19 protein-coding genes and 1 pseudogene are annotated in these 16,290 nt (G+C 55.6%); 9 read left to right on the top strand and 11 right to left on the bottom strand.

Annotated features, from left to right (window positions below; translation table 11 throughout):
* Positions 1-51 precede the first annotated feature (51 nt).
* The 5 genes from HDF08_RS17545 to HDF08_RS17530 all read right to left on the bottom strand — a co-directional run bounded on the left by HDF08_RS17545 (position 52) and on the right by HDF08_RS17530 (position 4,530).
* Positions 52-333 (bottom strand): hypothetical protein, encoded by a 282-nt coding sequence (locus HDF08_RS17545; RefSeq protein ID WP_179639860.1) that lies wholly within the window; start codon positions 331-333, stop codon positions 52-54.
* A 56-nt stretch (positions 334-389) separates the two neighbouring features.
* Positions 390-1,505, bottom strand: a complete 1,116-nt coding sequence (locus tag HDF08_RS17540) for a hypothetical protein (protein WP_257031203.1) — start codon at positions 1,503-1,505, stop codon at positions 390-392.
* Positions 1,506-1,523: 18 nt separating this feature from the next.
* On the bottom strand, positions 1,524-2,081 hold the full coding sequence (locus tag HDF08_RS21835; RefSeq protein WP_257031202.1) for a ParB/RepB/Spo0J family partition protein: 558 nt from the start codon (positions 2,079-2,081) through the stop codon (positions 1,524-1,526).
* 85 nt (positions 2,082-2,166) lie between these two features.
* Complete coding sequence (locus tag HDF08_RS17535; protein WP_218884755.1) at positions 2,167-3,102, bottom strand: ArdC family protein; 936 nt, start codon at positions 3,100-3,102, stop codon at positions 2,167-2,169.
* Positions 3,103-3,627: 525 nt separating this feature from the next.
* A complete protein-coding gene (locus tag HDF08_RS17530) occupies positions 3,628-4,530 on the bottom strand; it encodes an AraC family transcriptional regulator (RefSeq protein ID WP_179639859.1) in 903 nt (300 codons plus the stop codon).
* 203 nt (positions 4,531-4,733) lie between these two features.
* Here HDF08_RS17530 and HDF08_RS17525 point away from each other — a divergent pair, with 203 nt between their 5' ends.
* Together HDF08_RS17525 and HDF08_RS17520 are read left to right on the top strand one after the other, a co-directional pair.
* Positions 4,734-5,039: a helix-turn-helix domain-containing protein gene (locus HDF08_RS17525; RefSeq protein WP_179639858.1), complete on the top strand. Its 306-nt coding sequence runs from the start codon at positions 4,734-4,736 to the stop codon at positions 5,037-5,039.
* Positions 5,040-5,171: 132 nt separating this feature from the next.
* On the top strand, positions 5,172-5,843 hold the full coding sequence (locus HDF08_RS17520) for a response regulator transcription factor (RefSeq protein ID WP_179639857.1): 672 nt from the start codon (positions 5,172-5,174) through the stop codon (positions 5,841-5,843).
* Positions 5,844-5,916: 73 nt separating this feature from the next.
* Here the strand turns inward: HDF08_RS17520 and HDF08_RS17515 are convergent, their stop codons facing one another.
* The 3 genes from HDF08_RS17515 to HDF08_RS22245 form a co-directional block, all read right to left on the bottom strand.
* Positions 5,917-6,327, bottom strand: a complete 411-nt coding sequence (locus HDF08_RS17515; protein WP_257031254.1) for a DUF6130 family protein — start codon at positions 6,325-6,327, stop codon at positions 5,917-5,919.
* 149 nt (positions 6,328-6,476) lie between these two features.
* A complete protein-coding gene (locus HDF08_RS17510; RefSeq protein ID WP_179639856.1) occupies positions 6,477-7,100 on the bottom strand; it encodes a DUF417 family protein in 624 nt (207 codons plus the stop codon).
* A gap of 64 nt (positions 7,101-7,164) precedes the next feature.
* A complete protein-coding gene (locus HDF08_RS22245; protein WP_373563229.1) occupies positions 7,165-7,419 on the bottom strand; it encodes a XapX domain-containing protein in 255 nt (84 codons plus the stop codon).
* A gap of 352 nt (positions 7,420-7,771) precedes the next feature.
* Here HDF08_RS22245 and HDF08_RS17500 point away from each other — a divergent pair, with 352 nt between their 5' ends.
* The 3 genes and pseudogenes from HDF08_RS17500 (at position 7,772) to HDF08_RS22240 (ending at position 9,963) form a co-directional block, all read left to right on the top strand.
* Positions 7,772-8,659 (top strand): alpha/beta fold hydrolase, encoded by an 888-nt coding sequence (locus HDF08_RS17500; RefSeq protein WP_218884751.1) that lies wholly within the window; start codon positions 7,772-7,774, stop codon positions 8,657-8,659.
* A 68-nt stretch (positions 8,660-8,727) separates the two neighbouring features.
* The gene (locus HDF08_RS17495; RefSeq protein ID WP_179639853.1) at positions 8,728-9,354 is read left to right on the top strand and encodes a pyridoxamine 5'-phosphate oxidase family protein; all 627 of its coding nucleotides are present in this window, start codon (positions 8,728-8,730) and stop codon (positions 9,352-9,354) included.
* 48 nt (positions 9,355-9,402) lie between these two features.
* Positions 9,403-9,963 (top strand): annotated as a pseudogene (locus HDF08_RS22240) (DUF1348 family protein).
* On the opposite strand, the gene HDF08_RS17485 reads toward HDF08_RS22240, so the two are convergent.
* Together HDF08_RS17485 and HDF08_RS17480 are read right to left on the bottom strand one after the other, a co-directional pair.
* Complete coding sequence (locus HDF08_RS17485) at positions 9,873-11,627, bottom strand: MOSC domain-containing protein (protein ID WP_179639852.1); 1,755 nt, start codon at positions 11,625-11,627, stop codon at positions 9,873-9,875. The pseudogene HDF08_RS22240 and the gene HDF08_RS17485 sit on opposite strands and share 91 nt — an antisense overlap.
* Positions 11,628-11,692: 65 nt before the next feature.
* The gene (locus HDF08_RS17480) at positions 11,693-12,316 is read right to left on the bottom strand and encodes a carbonic anhydrase (RefSeq protein ID WP_179639851.1); all 624 of its coding nucleotides are present in this window, start codon (positions 12,314-12,316) and stop codon (positions 11,693-11,695) included.
* A gap of 198 nt (positions 12,317-12,514) precedes the next feature.
* On the opposite strand from HDF08_RS17480, the gene HDF08_RS17475 reads away from it, so the two are divergent.
* The 4 genes from HDF08_RS17475 (at position 12,515) to HDF08_RS17460 (ending at position 15,353) form a co-directional block, all read left to right on the top strand.
* A complete protein-coding gene (locus HDF08_RS17475) occupies positions 12,515-13,423 on the top strand; it encodes an isochorismatase family protein (RefSeq protein WP_218884750.1) in 909 nt (302 codons plus the stop codon).
* A gap of 27 nt (positions 13,424-13,450) precedes the next feature.
* Positions 13,451-13,918 carry a ribose 5-phosphate isomerase B gene (rpiB, locus tag HDF08_RS17470; protein ID WP_179639850.1) on the top strand — a complete coding sequence of 156 codons (468 nt, stop codon included), beginning with the start codon at positions 13,451-13,453 and terminating at the stop codon, positions 13,916-13,918.
* A gap of 126 nt (positions 13,919-14,044) precedes the next feature.
* On the top strand, positions 14,045-14,797 hold the full coding sequence (locus HDF08_RS17465) for a glucose 1-dehydrogenase (protein ID WP_179639849.1): 753 nt from the start codon (positions 14,045-14,047) through the stop codon (positions 14,795-14,797).
* 256 nt (positions 14,798-15,053) lie between these two features.
* Positions 15,054-15,353 carry a tyrosine-type recombinase/integrase gene (locus HDF08_RS17460; RefSeq protein ID WP_257031201.1) on the top strand — a complete coding sequence of 100 codons (300 nt, stop codon included), beginning with the start codon at positions 15,054-15,056 and terminating at the stop codon, positions 15,351-15,353.
* A gap of 47 nt (positions 15,354-15,400) precedes the next feature.
* Here HDF08_RS17460 and HDF08_RS17455 read toward each other — a convergent pair whose 3' ends face one another.
* Positions 15,401-15,880, bottom strand: a complete 480-nt coding sequence (locus HDF08_RS17455; protein ID WP_373563221.1) for a response regulator — start codon at positions 15,878-15,880, stop codon at positions 15,401-15,403.
* Positions 15,881-16,290: the final 410 nt, after the last annotated feature.

Here is a 16,290-nt window from a genome sequence, read left to right as displayed (position 1 = left end):
CATCTCGGGCATTTTTTTTGAAGAGTGCGGTTGCAAACGCAACCCCTCGGATTAGAGAGGTTGGCTTCCAAATGGAGGATCTTTCTGCCTCTGTGAGTTTGTCCTGTTGCGTGGCCGACGTACGTGAGACCACGGCGTCGCTCTTCGCAAAAACTCCCGATGCGCGGCATCAAGCGATAGCCTCGCCTGATGCAGGTCAAAGAGGGAGAAGCAAGTGGAGCATCCGCCCTTGATTCCGCCGCGTCCGTCTCGCTCCGGGTTGTAACGCGGATGCCGCTGGCACTTCGCCTTCACCCTCTCGGCGACCTTGAGTTTGTAGCTGAACTGAAACATGATCTCCTCCTTTCGGAAAAAGAGCGGGAGCCATTTGGCTGACTCCCGCTGCGGCGTTAGGCTGCAACGTCCTTCTTAGCCGTCGTCTTCTTCGTTGCGGTCTTCTGCGCGGCCTTGATCGGTGTGGCTGTCTTCACTTTCTTGCTGGCTGTCTTCTTGGGTTGTGGGGGAGCAAACGCGGCTTCGGCCTCGGTCAGAAAGTCGATTTCGCTTTCGCGCGGCGTGGCTGTGTGTGCGGTGAGGACGAGACGGAGAGCAAACCCGGTGAGCTTGTCATCTTGTAGTCCGTCGATGGTGGATAGCAGAATCTCTTCGGAGGTATGCTGGTTGTTTTCGTCGTTCGCGGCAAGTTGTTCCGCTACGTCATCGAAGGCATAAGGGTCGATAGTGACGAGGGCGCGGAGAAATACCCTCAACTGTGCTGCGCTGAACATGGCCGGGGCCTTTTCGATAATGCGGTCGAACTTGGATACACGCGCCTTATGCAACTTCTCTCTCCGGGCGCGTTCGGCTTCATGCTCCTTCTGTTCCTGCTCGAACTGCTGTTTACGCTCGTCGGCTCTCCGCTCCTGCTCCTGCGCGTACTCCTTTCGTTGTTGTTCGTAGTTGCGCTGGCGTTCCTCGGCCTCTTCCTGTGTCTCGGCTTCGGACGCGGGCGCCATTGTCGGGGCGGGATTGGCGGCTTGTTCTTCCTCTGCTCGTGGGTCGTGTACGGGGCAATCGTCGTCTGTGCATACGGTGAGAGTGGTTCCTACGCGCTTGCCGTAGACGATGATTGCGGGCTTAGCGGCTGCGCACGGCGGGGCTGGCTCGGCGTCCGGGTTCTCGACTACCGTCTCGATCTCGCGTAAGTGCCCGCGCTGAACGGCACCTGGCCTCTGCTCTCGTGCGTTCCTCCAGCCGTTCTCTATCTGGATAAGCTCGGGGCGGGTTGCAATCTCGCGGTCGATATGGGCGGTGAGCTTGATTTGATAGCAGGGTCCTGAGAGGCATTGGTCGCCGTCAGTTACGTCCGAAAAGAGGGAAGTGTTGTATCCGCTGCGGCGGGGGCAAGTGACGCAAGCTCCGGCTGCGGGATTGAGGGTGGGATCTTCGCGGTCGAATGGAGCATCCGCGAGCGCGAGATAGAGGTTGTTCTGAATCCAAGCGGATACATGCTTGGCAGGTAGCAAGTGCGCCTCCGAGTCCTGTCAGTCCTTGCGCCAGCACTGCTCGAATGCCTCGGCCTGTGACTCCTGCGGTAGACGGGCGATGAGGTTGGCGTGGCTGGCGGTGATGCGCTCTTGAGTGAATGCCTCGGCCACTTCAGCGATGAGTTGCAGAAGAGACAAACGAGCGTAGATGTGGCTTGCGCTCTTGCCTGACTTCTCGACCAACGTTGCAACGTCGTAGCCAGGCAGGTCAAGCAAGCGTTGGAACCCCTGTGCTTCCTCGTAAGGATGGATATCGGCGCGTTGGGCGTTTTCGACTAATTGCCATTCGAGAGCCTGAGTATCGTCGACTTCGACGATGCGGGCGGGGATGGAAAACAACTCGGCCAGTTGTGCCGCACGGTAACGCCGCGCTCCTGCGATCAACTCGAAGCCTTCCGAGTTAGGGCGTACAGTGACGGGCTGAATGAGGCCGTGATGCTTGATGCTCTCGGCAAGCTCCAGCAGCTTGCCTTCGTCAAAAGTGCGACGTGGGTTCGTGGTGGACTCATGGATGGTGTCGAGGGCGAGGTACTGGAATGCGCTGCTGTTCTGCATGACTGCCTCCTTGGGCGGGTTAAGACGTGTGGGGTGGTGGGAGCGGGACGGCCTGAGCCGTCCGCCCCCCGTGGGAGAAAATTCGTTAGCTGGCTTGCGCCAGTGCGGGTTCGGGGCCGGCTTCCGCCTCGGTCTGCTCCGCTGTGGCGGCGGGTGTCTCGATTGCGGAAAGAATCAAAGCTGACGTGCGCTGGATGACTTCCAAGCTCTCGGCCAGAAGTGCAGCATTGCCGTGGTACAGGTGGATGTATTCGGCTGAGGCACGGCCAGCGTCAAGGCCGATGGTCTGCGAAACAACGAAGGCGATAGCCTCGGCTTCCGTCTCGCGAACGGTTTTGGTGGTAGCTGTTCTGCGCTCTGCTTTGTGGAGCATTTCGTGTGCGAGTTCATGGACAAGGGTGCTGAACTCTTCGGCTGCTACCTGTCCGGGAAGGACGGCGATCCGGCCTCCGTAGCTCATGCCAAGTGCCGGGGCGATGCTCTCTTTGAACTCAAGCTCGATACCCTGCGCGATGAGAAAGTCGATGAGGCGTTCGCGGTACTCGCCCACTTCACCTTTCACCCGCTCTGAGAGATCGGGGAGCGGTGCGCCGTCTGTCTGGCTCACATCGAAAACGTAGGCCGAACGAAAGCCTACGAGTACGGGCTGATTCTGCTTGGTGATGTCCTTTTCGGCTTCCTTGTCCTTCTTACGGCGTACTCCAATCATCGGAGCCAGAATGCGGATGCCTTTCTGCCCCTTGATGACTTTGCGGCCTAGCTGGTTCCACGCATACATCCCGGCAACGCGGGTTGCGTCCGGTTTCTGTCGTGCGATTTCGAGAATGTTCCCGAAGCTGTAGTTATGGAAACGGCCCATTGCGGTGAGGTACGCAGTGAGTCCTTCGCTGTGGCCCGCTTCAAGCTGCTCGATAAGGAGCTTCACGTTGGCGGCGATTATTTCTTTCGCCGTCTGCGCTGTAGAGGTCGAGGGAAGGGAAGTAACGTTGCTGGCTTCGTTCGTGGTGGCGTTGCCGCTCATGGGGTGATTCCTCCGTCTTTGAATGGCCGTGCTGTGTTTGCTAACAAACACGCCTTGGCCCTGGCCCACGCCAGCAGGGGCGGCAAGTGCAAGAGGAGGGTTCCCTACCCTCGGAACGGAGCGGGAGCGGCATGGAGGGGGCGGAGCGCAGCGGAGGTCTGCACAAGCGCAGCGCGGAAGATTAGGGTGCCTCTTGCGCGCGCCAGGGACGGAGTCCCTCAGGAGGCTTGGTTACCTTGCTGCGCGGAGCGCATGAGATCGCACTTCGTTGTTGCTGGTGCAATGGGGCCGGCGTTGCGGGCAGGGAACGAGACTCTTACGAAACCAATGCTCGGACCCATCTCATCCGCCGGAGCAACTTCAGAGTTGCCGACAATCCAAGAGTTGAGTGATATTGTGATGTTTTTCGGCAATCTCCGAATGCCGATTCTTGCGGCAATTCGAAAGTCAGTCGAGGATCAGCTTTGATTCAGGGGCCGTAAACATCATTACGGTCAATGATTGCTGCGGACGCCCCGCTAATGGCTACCCACGGTACTTCGTCGGAGTAACTCCGACCATCCGCCGAAAAACCTTCGCGAAATGACTTTGATCAGCAAAGCCTACCGCAACGCCCGTTTCGCCGACGCTAAACGCCGGATTGCGAAGGTATTGCTTCGCACGATCGATCCTGCACTGCAGAAGGTATTGATAGGCAGTCAGTCCTGTACTCATCTTGAATAACTCGCAGAAGTAATGAGGGCTCATTCCTGCTAATTGCGCAAGCTCCCATAGACGCAGTTCCTGAGTAAAGTTCTGGTTGATAAAATCAAGAACTCGGTTCAGACGGGCTTTAGGCATTCCGCCGTGAAATTGAGGGCTATCGCCCTTTCGAGCCGAGTAACGCCGAATGAGGTAAAGGCCGAGTGTCAAACCAAGAGACTCGCCATAGAGAGGACCAGCCGGAGACCCGTCCTCGAGGTCGGCATGCATCGCGAGCATCAATGATTGAATGTGACGATCGCGAAGATTCCAGTGTGTCGTGAGTTCCAACTCATCAAGATGCGCAGTGTTCTCAAGTGAGCGCGACAGGAAACCCGGTGCCATGACCACGACGATCCTAGTCGTCGGACCCGACCAAGTGAGCCGATCACGACTGCCTGCGGGTAACAAATAGATTGTGCCGGGACTGTTCGCTGCACTGTGACTCCGTCCCTCCGTAGTCCACTGAGCCTTGATCTCTCCCCGAGTAAGAAGGTTAATGAAATGTGTCGGATGTTCATGATCCGGGATGGCGACGCCCGGGATGTCGCTGAACGATTCCAGGGCAATTCCATTCCAACCGGCGCCCTTACTTGTAATCGAAGAGCGGGTAGGAAAGGGGCACATGGCGCACCCGGTACGCATCACTTCTACGGCGTCGACAGGAAGGACCCCAGAGTTGGCCATGGTTTTACCTTTTTACCTCGCCAGGGAAACATTAGTAGAAGAGCATACACTCTTTCATCGCAGGCCGGTTTTTTTGACCAATTAAATCGGAAGAATTGACCAACACCGGAACATTTGACCAACCCTTCCGCGGTACTGTGTCCCTCAATCAGTTGAGAAACGGACGAAAGGGGCTCCAAATCACCAAGAAAGGCTTTACAAGGTTGCTCGAATACATCCACGCGAACGACAGTGGAAACATCAGCCTGGCAGCGATGGCCAAGATCGCCGAGGTGACGCCGCACCATTTTGCGTCGTTGTTTACAAAAGCGACCGGACTGAGTCCGCATCAGTATGTTCTGCGGACGAGAATCGAGCGCGCGAAGATCCACTTGCAAGATGAGATGCTGAGCGTGGCGCAGGTGAGCAGGCTCACTGGGTTCAGGACCCAGGAACACTTTACGAAGGTATTTCGGCGAATAGTCGGCGTAACTCCGAGCGCGTTTCGCGAAGGGTTATCAATTGATTAACGGTGGAAAACACACCGTTCAGTCTAGGTATCACTCAGAGAAACTAGGCAACAACTTGAACGAGAAGAACCCATGGTGAGCGCCATACCCGCGCCACGCTCGTAGCATTCTTGTGTCTTTTTGGAGTATCTGATGAGACGTATTGGCGAGATGATTTACTTGGTGGAAGATCAGCCTCACGTGCGAGAAGGCCTCTTCGCCTTCCTCACCTCGATGGAGTTGGAGGTATTGTGTTTCGGATCAGCATCAGAATACCTCGCTTACGTCAGATCTGATGTAAGTGCATGTCTGATATTGGAAATGGGACTGAAAGACATGCATGGCCTGGAACTGCAGCGTCGGCTAGCCGGGGAATTGGGCCCGCCGATCATCTTCATCAGCGAACATGGTAGCGTCTTATCGATAGTCAGTGCGATGAAGGCCGGCGCGGTGGAGTGCCTAACTAAGCCTGTAGATTATGAAGCATTGCTGATGGCTATTGAGGCAGCCCTCGCACAGGATCGAAGGGTGAGGCAGAAGCAGGCTGATAAAGCAAAGCTCCGAGAACGACTTTGCTCCTTGACTCCTCGGCAACGAGAGGTATTTTCACTTGTTGTCGGAGGACTTCTTAATAAGCAAGCCGCGGCCATTCTCGAAATCAGTGAAGTAACTTTACAAATCCATCGAAGTCAGATCATGCGGAAGATGGCCGCGGACTCGTTCGCAGAGCTTGTCAGGATGGCGGTAAAGCTCCACATCCCATACTGGCGGGCGGCCTCTACAGCTGAATGCCTCTCATCGTCCAAAGAGCTTCTCAACAGATAGCTGTGATTGTGCGTACGATGACTTTCGCGAACAAGAATAGGTCCGCATCTAATCGACGGCCCTGTCATCACAGTTAGTGGCGCGACTTTAGGCTTTTGGGATCGGGCACCGTGAACTTCACCGTTTCGCTGGTGATTACTTTGTGGGTGGGGTCTGCCAGTTCAATCAGCACCTTATGAGGGCCAGGTTCCAGGCCGACCAGAATTATCGTTTCGCCGCTAGCGTCGACAAAGTGCCAGGGAGCGTCATCGATGGTGATGTGGATATGACCGATGCGCGGCGACACGTCGAGGGCTCCTTTGCCAAACACTGGCACGACGCGCAGGTTTTCCGTCCGGTACTGTATGAAGATGCGGCCCTGAGCCAGCGGCTCGGGAAGCGGTGGATCGACAATCAGCTTTGGAAGTGGCTCGTTTTCGATGGCGACCAACGGTGATGGGACCGCGAATGTCCTTGGCGCTCTGGGAAGAGGCTCCGGCGACAGGCAAGCTGCAGGCGGCCATGGCGGCTACGTACCTGAGAGATGCGCGCATGGTGCCTCCTTTCAAAGAGATTTGGTGGAGGAGCATGCCAGCAGAGGCGTCGGGTCATAGCTCCTGCGAATTCGTCGATTTCGTTTGAACCTCGATCCGATCACGAAGCCGATGTGCGCAGTCTGCAGCTCAATGCCGCCTTCGCAGAGTCTGCAAGTGTCGCCACTGCCGCGGCGAGCATGATGAAGTCTTTGACGATCAGCCGGCCTACACCCGAGAGATACGGGAATCCGTGATTGGCATCTCCGAGCGCGGGCACCCAAGCCTCCGGTGTACTAATCAGAAATGACAGGGTCGTACACGACATCAGGATGAGTAGACCGCTCCCAAGCGCAGATAGCTCCGGTTTGACGGGATACAGAGCAATAAGAATACCGATGACTATGATGACGGCGCCCAACGCGTGTGAAAACGCGTATGTGCCATTTTCCTGATGCCAGGCTCTATGCTGCTGGTTCAGTTCCCCTTCTTTATTCACGTGGGTTCGATACTCTGACGGCCGATGATAGAGAAAGCTCATCACTGGACTGTTCGCAACGAGAGGAACAATGCTATCCGCTTCGTAATCTACGAATTTGAGTCCCCCAATCCAGAGTAGGACGATCACTAAAGCGCCCCGCAGCATGCTCATCGCCACACGATCAAGTTTCGAGGCAGCATACAAGCCTGACAATAACCAGCGACCGAGCAACGATGTTTCATCTTGAGGCGATTTCTTGTCCATCGAGAAGGCTCCTGTCCGACGTGCCAAAGTGCAATCGTTCCCTAATCAGGCAGAACCGCAGAAACTATTCATGTGATGTCAATTTGAGAGTCGGAACTTTTGCCGCCGCGGACTCCACAGAAGCGCCTGTAGGTCCCCCACAGAGATGGGTGGTCGTGGCCACTTTGTTCCGCCGGTTGAGGACGGCATTGGTTGAAGAGTACCCCACGGTCATAGCAAGAACAAGGAGCGCTCCGGGAATTACAGGTGGACTTGGAACCGGAATGTCGAAGAACCGGCAACCTGCACCGACTATGAAACTGATCACGAGACCGATCATGACTTTCATTTGACAGCTCCGAGAGCTAAGAATCGCTAGGCCTGGCATGAGCATTCAGAAATTGTCGGCTCGTAGCGCTCCGAACCCGAATCTCATATGCCCTCGCTGCAAGGAACACTAGCCGGTGACAGATCGGATTGCTATCACGTGTTTACGTTAGGGTCGTCGCGCCAGCACTTTTCCTGAATCGCAGGAACCCCGGAATAATGATGCGCCGCCGCTCAGTGCGCTCCGGTTCCAAACGATCCGAATATTCCCTAATACAAACACGTGATAGGCAAGCTCTGAGGTACTCACTATTGTTATGAGCGAGACGATCTTTCGTCCGCACATTTTTCCTAAGGAGCCGCTTATGTCCACGACTTTAGTTTCGTCGGTATCAACCTCCGTACACTACAACACGATTCGCATAGGGGACCTGGATATCTTCTACCGCGAGGCCGGCGCTCCGGATGCACCCGTGCTGATTCTGCTGCATGGGTTTCCGACCTCATCGAATATGTTCCGAAATCTCATTCCTCGTCTGGCTGGTTCGTTTCGAGTGATCGCACCCGATTATCCAGGATATGGGTTCAGCAGCATGCCTGATCGCTCGAGCTATTCCTATACTTTCGAGAAGATGGCCAAAATCGTCGAGGAGCTCACGATTACGCTGGAACTGCCAAAGTATTCTCTTTACGTCATGGACTACGGCGCGCCTATCGGATATCGGCTGGCACTTCTGCACCCGGAAAAGATTGCGGGGCTTATCGTGCAAAACGGGAACGCGTATGACGAAGGGTTGCTGGAGTTCTGGGACCCGATCAAGAAGTATTGGCATGATGCCACACCGGAGAACCGTGCGGCTCTGAATTTCCTGGTGTCGCCCGACGCAACAAAGTGGCAGTATCAGAACGGAGTGAATGATCTCTCACTTCTCGATCCCACGACATGGACGCTGGATCAACTCGGACTTGATCGTCCGGGCAACGGGGACATCCAGCTGGATATGTTGTATGACTACCGGACGAACGTACCACTATATCCCGACTTTCAGGCATTTTTCCGCAAGTATCAGCCGCCAACTCTGATCGTCTGGGGCAAGAATGACCACATCTTCCCGGCAGAGGGTGCAGCTCCTTACAAGCGTGATCTTCCGAATGTGGAGACTCACCTGCTCGACACGGGTCACTTCGCCCTGGAAACTCACGGTGAAGAGATCGCTTCCTGTATCGAGAAGTTTTTCGCACGCCGCGGTTGACTGTCCGTGCCGGCTGACCGAACATTAAAAGGCCGGTCCGCCCACACGATTCAGCAGAAAGAGGCCCTATGAGCTTTGCTTCGCTGCTCTTCACACCCGAGGTTAAAAGGCTGCAAGAGCGCTTTGGGAGCCGGCAGCAGTACGAGCGGATGGAGAAATCCGGTCCGTCGCACGATCGCCTCACTGCCTTTGAGTCGGAGTTCCTAGCCGAACGAGATAGCTTTTACTGGGCGACAACAGGAGCCACCGGATGGCCCTACGTCCAGCATCGCGGTGGGCCCAAAGGGTTCATCAAAGTGATCGACGATCGCACTCTCGCACTGGCAGATTTCCGCGGGAACACACAGTACATCAGCACAGGAAATCTGCTTACTGATAATCGTGTCGCCCTCATCATGGTCGATTATCCGCGGCAGGCCCGTCTCAAGATACTGGGGCGCGTAGAAATCTTTGAAGGCGAGAAGGCTGTCGGCTGGATAGAGCGCGTTCGTATGCTTGGATACAAGGCAGTCATTGAACGGGTATTCGTCATCCATGTCGAAGCCTACGACTGGAACTGTCCGCAACACATCACGCCGCGTTATACGGCAGAAGAGGTCCACGACGCGGTGCATGCGACTGAAGAGCGGTTGCGCAGCGTGGAACTGGAAAATGCTAAGTTGCGGAAAGAACTCGCACACTTGCGCGCCAGCTAAATCCGATGCTGAGAACCATTGAGCTGACTTAGAAAGGTGCCTAACGTCATGACCTCACGTCCGCCATTACCTCCGTTCACACAAGAGACTGCAATTCAAAAGGTTTGTCTCGCCGAAGACGGCCGGAACACGCGTGCCCCGAGAAGGTCTCTCGCCTACACTGTCGATTCACGTTGGCGGAACCGTGCCGAATTTGCAAATGGTAGAGAGCAGATTGTCGCACTCCTCTCACAAAAGTGGACAAGAGAGTTAGACTACCGACTCATAAGGAGTTGTGGCCGTTCCATGGAAGCCTATCGCAGTACGGTTCGCGTACAAATACCACGATGACTCGGGAAACTGGTTCGCGCCTACGGCAATGAGAATTGGAACTTCGACGAGCAGGGTTTAATGTTTGCGCGAAATGCGAGTATCAATGAGTTACCGATCAGGTCAGCCGATCCATTGGCCCTTGGGAAGACGGCCCGACGAACCGCCGGACTTGAGTGCTCTGGGCCTTTAATACTTCGACCCTGCTGTCAGAGATCCAATTCAACCTCTGACCGAGGGGTCGAACAGCAGATCAAAACGTTCCCCTCAGAAGGCCGATCAAGCGGCTCGGGTGAGTAGTCGACTCTGCCGTCGATCAGCCCGGACTCGCACGTGTGGCATACACCAACCCGGCATGACCACCTGACAGGAATATCGCAAGCTTCAGCGAATTCGAGAAGGCTTCCATAATGCGAGTTCCACGGAACGGTGAAACCACTACGTGTGAAGGAAACTTTCGGACCGGTGCTAACAGTTTCGGTGGGTGGATGTGATGGCGGTAGTGTCATGCTCGCGATTCCAGGTGTTATTGACGGTCCCGCGCCGAATATCTCTGAATGTATGCACGTATCGGTAACGTCCCAGGACTTCAACCCAGCTGTGAGATCCGCTATGAAAGCAATTGGTCCGCACAGATAGAAGTCCGCTGTTTTCGGTATGTTGCGTTGTTCCAATAACGCCAGATTAAGGTGCCCTTGAACGTCGTAGTCCTTCCCCGGCTGATCTCCAGCCTCCGGCTTGCTATAAGTGACCAACGAACGGCTCTGGGGAAGACCCTTCAAAAGCTCCCGTGCTTCCGCCGCAAATGGGTGTTCTCTGCCGTTGCGTGCTCCGTAGCACCACCAGATCTCTCGCTTGGAATTTGCTTCTGTGGCCGCTAGCGAATGAAGCATGGAGAGTACAGGCGTCGCCCCGATACCCGCGCTCAATAGCACGACGGGTTTGTCGTTCGGTGCAAGCGTAAAGCTGCCTCTCGGCGCGCTTACCTGAAGTAGATCGCCAACCTGGATGCGTTCATGAAAGTAGTGGCTGCCTGCGCCATCACCACGCTTCACGCTGACGCGATAGGTTGCTGCATCCTGCGGACCAGACATCGAATAGCTTCGCAGGATTGGAGTTGAGTCCTTGTCGAGCCGAAGCTTGAAGACCAGAAATTGACCGGCCAGAGGCACCGGTAATGGGCTCCGATCCTCCGACTCGAGGATGACAGAGCGCACGTCAGCGCTCTCTCGCTGCACCGCTGCTACGCGCAGCAGTCGAAATCCGCTCCACGCCGGCTGTGCCGCGGAGGTGGGGGCGAGGCCGGCATTGCCACCCTGCTTGTCCGCCTCGACCAGAGCTTGCAACGATCCTTTCCAACCCGCGCTAAGTGCGGGGATGAGGAGGGCACGTACCAGTTGATCGCGCGGATGGCCAGGCAAGTAAAGCAGCGCATCGACTTCGGCGACACTGACATGTTCCGGCCCATCAGCAACCTTGACGATCTCATCTCCCGCGCCAATGTCCCCTTCCTCAATCACACGGAAATAGAAGCCCGGTCGCTTGTGCGAAACAAGCAGCGAGGGCATCTGTGGGTTATTCATCCGTATGCCGACGCGATAGCAAGTGACCCGCGGCTGAGTCACCTCGAACAGCGCAGCACCAATCCGGTAGCGATCACCAATGCAGGCCTCATCATCGGAAAGACCATCGACTGTCAGATTCTCTCCGAACTGTCCGTACTCAAAGTCATGCCGCTGAAACTGAGCCTCCCAGTAGCGATAGGAGTCGAGTTGATACACCATCACGGCTCGATGCTCTCCGCCGTGGCCCGCGAGATCGCCCTGCCCATCGCCGTCAAGGTTAAGACGCCGCGCCATCACCCTGCCCGCTACGGACCGCTTCCAGATGGCGGTGTGGACGATCTTGCCTTGCCATTCAATATCGCGAGGAAGGCCGACGTTCACGGAGATAAGCAAACTCACAGTGCACCTTCTAAGGTAAAGCTACAAGAAATTCTTTTGAAAGAGCTATTTGTTCCGCGGAGCGTCTATCGTGCTCTCGCTACATTCTGCGCGTCCTCTACGACCAACGTAAATTCATCCGTGTCGATGTGGAACAAATAGCCGTAGATGTTGAGAGTCCTCGGCACCCCTGCAGACGCTCGAACCAGATTGACGTCGTGGTTAAGCGACGATCTGAAGTCGCGGATCGCCAGGCTGTCTCTTTCGTACACTGCCGAAAGGTCCGCACCCTGTTCAGCCTGAAAGGCGTCGATAAGCCCATCTGCCGTGAAGCTGGTTGTTCCGCAAAACGTATGATGTGCAACGACGATGTTTTGGACACCGAAGAGATGGTGCCCGATCGTAATGGAACGAAGTGCATCGATTGCACGGCCTCCCGCCACAACAATCGGAAAGATAGTTGCGTTAGAACCGACCTTGTTGCCAGCTTTGTCAAGCACCAACTCGCCGGGATAAACCTCATGCGGCCAAATTCTGGCCAGCATGAATGGTATTTGCGCTGCGCGCGGGTCGTAACAAAACATCACAATCGTTCGGAGCGGTACGGCATTCTTGAACGCTGCTCGCACATTCGGTTCGTTGTATCCCGGACTCAGCGAGTATACGTATTCGTTGAATTCATTCGCGTTGCCATCTGTTGTGCTGTTCATCCTCAATGCTCCTGACTGTGGCCGTTCATCCACTCAAGACAGTACTGCTTCGCCGATTCGTGCACAATCAGAGGTTTCTGTTAGATGTCCCCGATATGACTTTGCTCGCCGTTCGAGCCGTTAACTAGAGGGATCGCCCGCAATGCGTAACCGCTCCCAGAGCGGCGTGCGTAGTGGGGACACGGCTAATAGAAAGACATGATAGCGGCGAGTGCTCTGCACGGCTACGATCGAGTTGTTGATGCCGCTGTAGCTGTGGCGGCATCGGATGCGTGCATTGTGAGGAGCGATATGGAGATCAGCAATATCCCGAACACTTCCCGCCGGCATTTTATCGCCGCCGCAAGCGTTTCTACTGCCGCTGCGCTATTCACTCCGCCGATGCTCCATTCGTCAGAAATCGAAAGCATCCCAGATGGCAGCACTCTACAGCCGACGCCATCAGCTCTGAGCCTCGGGAGGAGCGACACGGCAGTAGTATTTATCGATCCTCAAAATGACGTGTTGAGCGAAAAGGGTCTCTCTTGGCCTCTTGTTCATGAGAGTCTGAAGGAAAACAACACCATTGAAAACATGGAACGCATCTTCAAGACCGCGAAGGCTCAGGGATTCGAGGTGTTCATCTCTCCTCATTACTTCTTCCCCACCGACAAAGGATGGAAGTTCAATGGGCCTCTCGAAACCGACGAGGCTACGTCCGGTCTGTTCGCACGCAAAGGGCGTTTGAACCTCGACGGATTCGAGGGCTCCGGCGCGGACTGGCTGGCACGCTTCAAGCCGTACATCGAGGACGGAAAGACAATCGTGGTGTCGCCCCATCGTGTGTGGGGGCCACAGACAAACGACCTCGTTCTTCAGCTTCGCAAACGAAGGATCAGCAAGATCATTCTCGGTGGAATGTTGGCCAACATGTGTGTCGAATCTCATCTACGGGAATTTCTGGAGCAAGGATTCGAGGTAGCCGTCGTGAAAGACGCTACTGCGGGGCCGAAACACCCAAAGTGGGGATATGGCTATACGGCGGCGCTCATTAATTACGCGTTTCTCGCCCACGCAGTCCTAACAACGGACGAAACGGTCAAGGCGATGGAGAGTGGTCAGCGATAGATTTTCAAAAGAAGATGGAGAAACACGGTGAAAATTGCCATTGCCTCCGATCATGCGGGCTTTCCGCTTAAGCAGGAAATACTTGAGTATGTTTCCCGGCTAGGTCACGATGCGCTCGATCTCGGCGCTCACAATACCGAACCTTCGGACTATCCGGACTTTGCGGCGGCGGTAGGCGGGGCGCTTATGGCCTCGTCTGCCGATCGCGGCATCCTCATATGCGGCTCCGGCGTCGGAGTCTGCGTCGCGGCCAATAAAATGCCGGGAATCCGAGCGGGTATATGTCACGACACGTACTCCGCCCACCAGGGGGTCGAACACGACGATATGAATGTCCTCGTCATAGGAGCTCGTATCCTTGGCTCCGCGCTCGCATTCGAGGTTACACAAAGTTATTTGAATGCCAGATTCCAAGCGTATGAAGAGCGCTTTGTCCGCCGCCTCAACAAGATAAAAGCCATTGAGCGCCTCTACATGCCTGTAGCCATGAGGTAGTGACCCCGCTGGCTGGCAACGAATCCACGCTTGATTGAAATATTGACCGCATGCGTGCGATCGTTTTCGCCTAGCTTGGAAAGGATTCAAACGGTCCATGATCGCCAAGCCTCAAGAGGATGACCAATGTCGAAGAAGCTTGAAGGAAAGATCGCACTCGTTACCGGCGGAACAAGCGGTATTGGCCTCGCCACCGCAAAACGCTTCGTCTCAGAAGGTGCGAAAGTCATCATTACCGGTCGCCGCAAGGATGTACTCGACGGCGCCGTAAAAGAGATCGGGCCCAGTGCGACCGGCGTCCAGGCCGACGCCAGCAACCTCGCAGACCTCGATAGGCTCTACGCACAGATCAAGGAGCAACATGGCCGTATCGATGTCCTGTTTGCCAATGCTGGAGGAGGCGAGTTTGCCACCATCGATAAGGTGACCGAAGAGCATTTTGACAAGACCTTCGACACGAATGTTAGGGGCGTCTTCTTCACGGTGCAGAAAGCGCTTCCACTTATGCACGATGGCGGAGCCATCGTGCTCAACGCCTCTATCGTTTCCGTCAAAGGAATGCCTGCGTTCGGCGTCTATAGCGCCACCAAGGCCGCGGTCCGCTCCTTCGCCCGCACGTGGACTAACGAACTCAAGGAACGGCAGATCCGCGTCAATGTCGTGAGTCCCGGTCCCATCGACACTCCCGGAGTCGACGGTCTCGCTCAGGATCAGGAGCAGGCGAAACAGCTGAAGGCCGGTCTGGCATCCCAGGTCCCGCTGGGTCGCATGGGTCATCCTGACGAGATTGCAAAGGCCGTCGTTTTTCTCGCCTCCGACGACTCCAGCTTCGTCGCCGGCATTGAGCTTTTTGTCGACGGTGGCATGGTGCAGGTCTAGTTGTCGCACAAGGTCCGGAACGTTGCTCGTGCTAATTCGCGACGCCGCCATTCGTCTCTTCGAGAACGAACAGCTTGCTCAGGTAACAGGTCGCTTCTCACAATCCGACGGAAGACCTGAAAAAGCAGTAGACGGACAATAGAAGCCTAGCAGAGGCTTCGCCGGATGGTGCTTGACTCCCGAGTCAATGTCCGCCTCTCGGCGGTCCGGAAGCTGGTCGCGGAGGCGCGGCGAAATGGCCTGATTGGGGTTGAGGATGCCGCGAGCCTCTCGGAGGTCCCGAACATCCGGCAGAAAGGGAACTCGGCTGGGGAACTGGCTGACACGGGATCAAGCGAAGGAGCTGCTTGCCGTTCCCGATCGCTCGACGCTGAAAGGCAAGCGGGATTATGTAATTCTGGCGCTGCTGGTTGGCTGTGCGCTTCGGCGGCAGGAGCTGGCGACCCTCGACGTGGAGATAATCCAGCTACTAGAAGGTCGCTGGGTCCTGGCCGATCTCGAAGGGAAGGGAAGAGCATGCGAACCGTGGCGGTCCCAGTGTGGGTCAAGCAGGTGAACGACAACCTGGGGCTTTGAAACCGACCCGGCCTCTAAGCGAATCGCTTATTGGGGAGATCGGCATAGTAAAAGGATGGGAGAGGAAGGTAATCCGCGACGAAACCGACGATCCTTGTGGAGACGTGGGCCGATGGGCTGTTCGCTGTCACCGGCGATTCGGCCTCGAGGCTCAAGAGTAAATAATATTGGACACACCCAACTTCGCAAGTAGATCGGTTGGGTGTATCGGTTTAGCGACAATCTCGAATTCGTGACCCTGCGTTTTCGCCTGTTCAAGCAGATCGGCAGTGGCAGCTTGCCTGAGAAGAAAAATATTTTGCAGTTTGGAAGTTTGCTGCGAACCGCGATTGCGACCTCGATGCCAGTCATGCCTGGCATAACTACGTCAGCGATCATCATTTCAGGCTGGAAGCTGTCGAGTAATTCAACCACTTGTTCTCCGCTAAACACAGCGCGAGCCTCGAAGCCCGCCTGGTTGAGAATGATCGCAAGGGTGGTAGCAATCTTCTCCTCATCGTCAACCACGATTACTCTACGTTCGTCAGTTCTGACGTTTCGGTCATGTATGCCTTTCTTCGCCTTGATTGACGTCTGGCTTAGGACAAATTAGATGCAGATTTTGTTCTAGTGCGCACGGAGATTGATAACCAGCCATCACAAATTCAGTTTTGGGTTTGGCGTAAATTTCTGCGATGCGGTGATTGAACGTAGTGCTCTCAATCTCCTACGCCCGCTCACTTTCTCACACGTTGCTCGGGTTGTTGGCAAGCACCGGGCTGCGCGTCGGAGAAGCAAGCGGTCTGACAGTTGAGGATCCGAGGGTCGATAAAACAGGCGACCATTCGTAGTGAAAGCCACAGCCAAATTGCTCCTGTTCGTATAGGCCAGGGAACTCGATATCTTCTCCTCGGGTGAGGGTGTCGACCATCTCAGTG

Origin of the sequence: Tunturiibacter empetritectus (assembly GCF_013410875.1) — a bacterium.
GTDB lineage: Bacteria > Acidobacteriota > Terriglobia > Terriglobales > Acidobacteriaceae > Edaphobacter > Edaphobacter empetritectus.
Note: the sequence above shows the minus strand (reverse complement) of the source record. Positions and strands in the feature narration are given on the sequence as shown.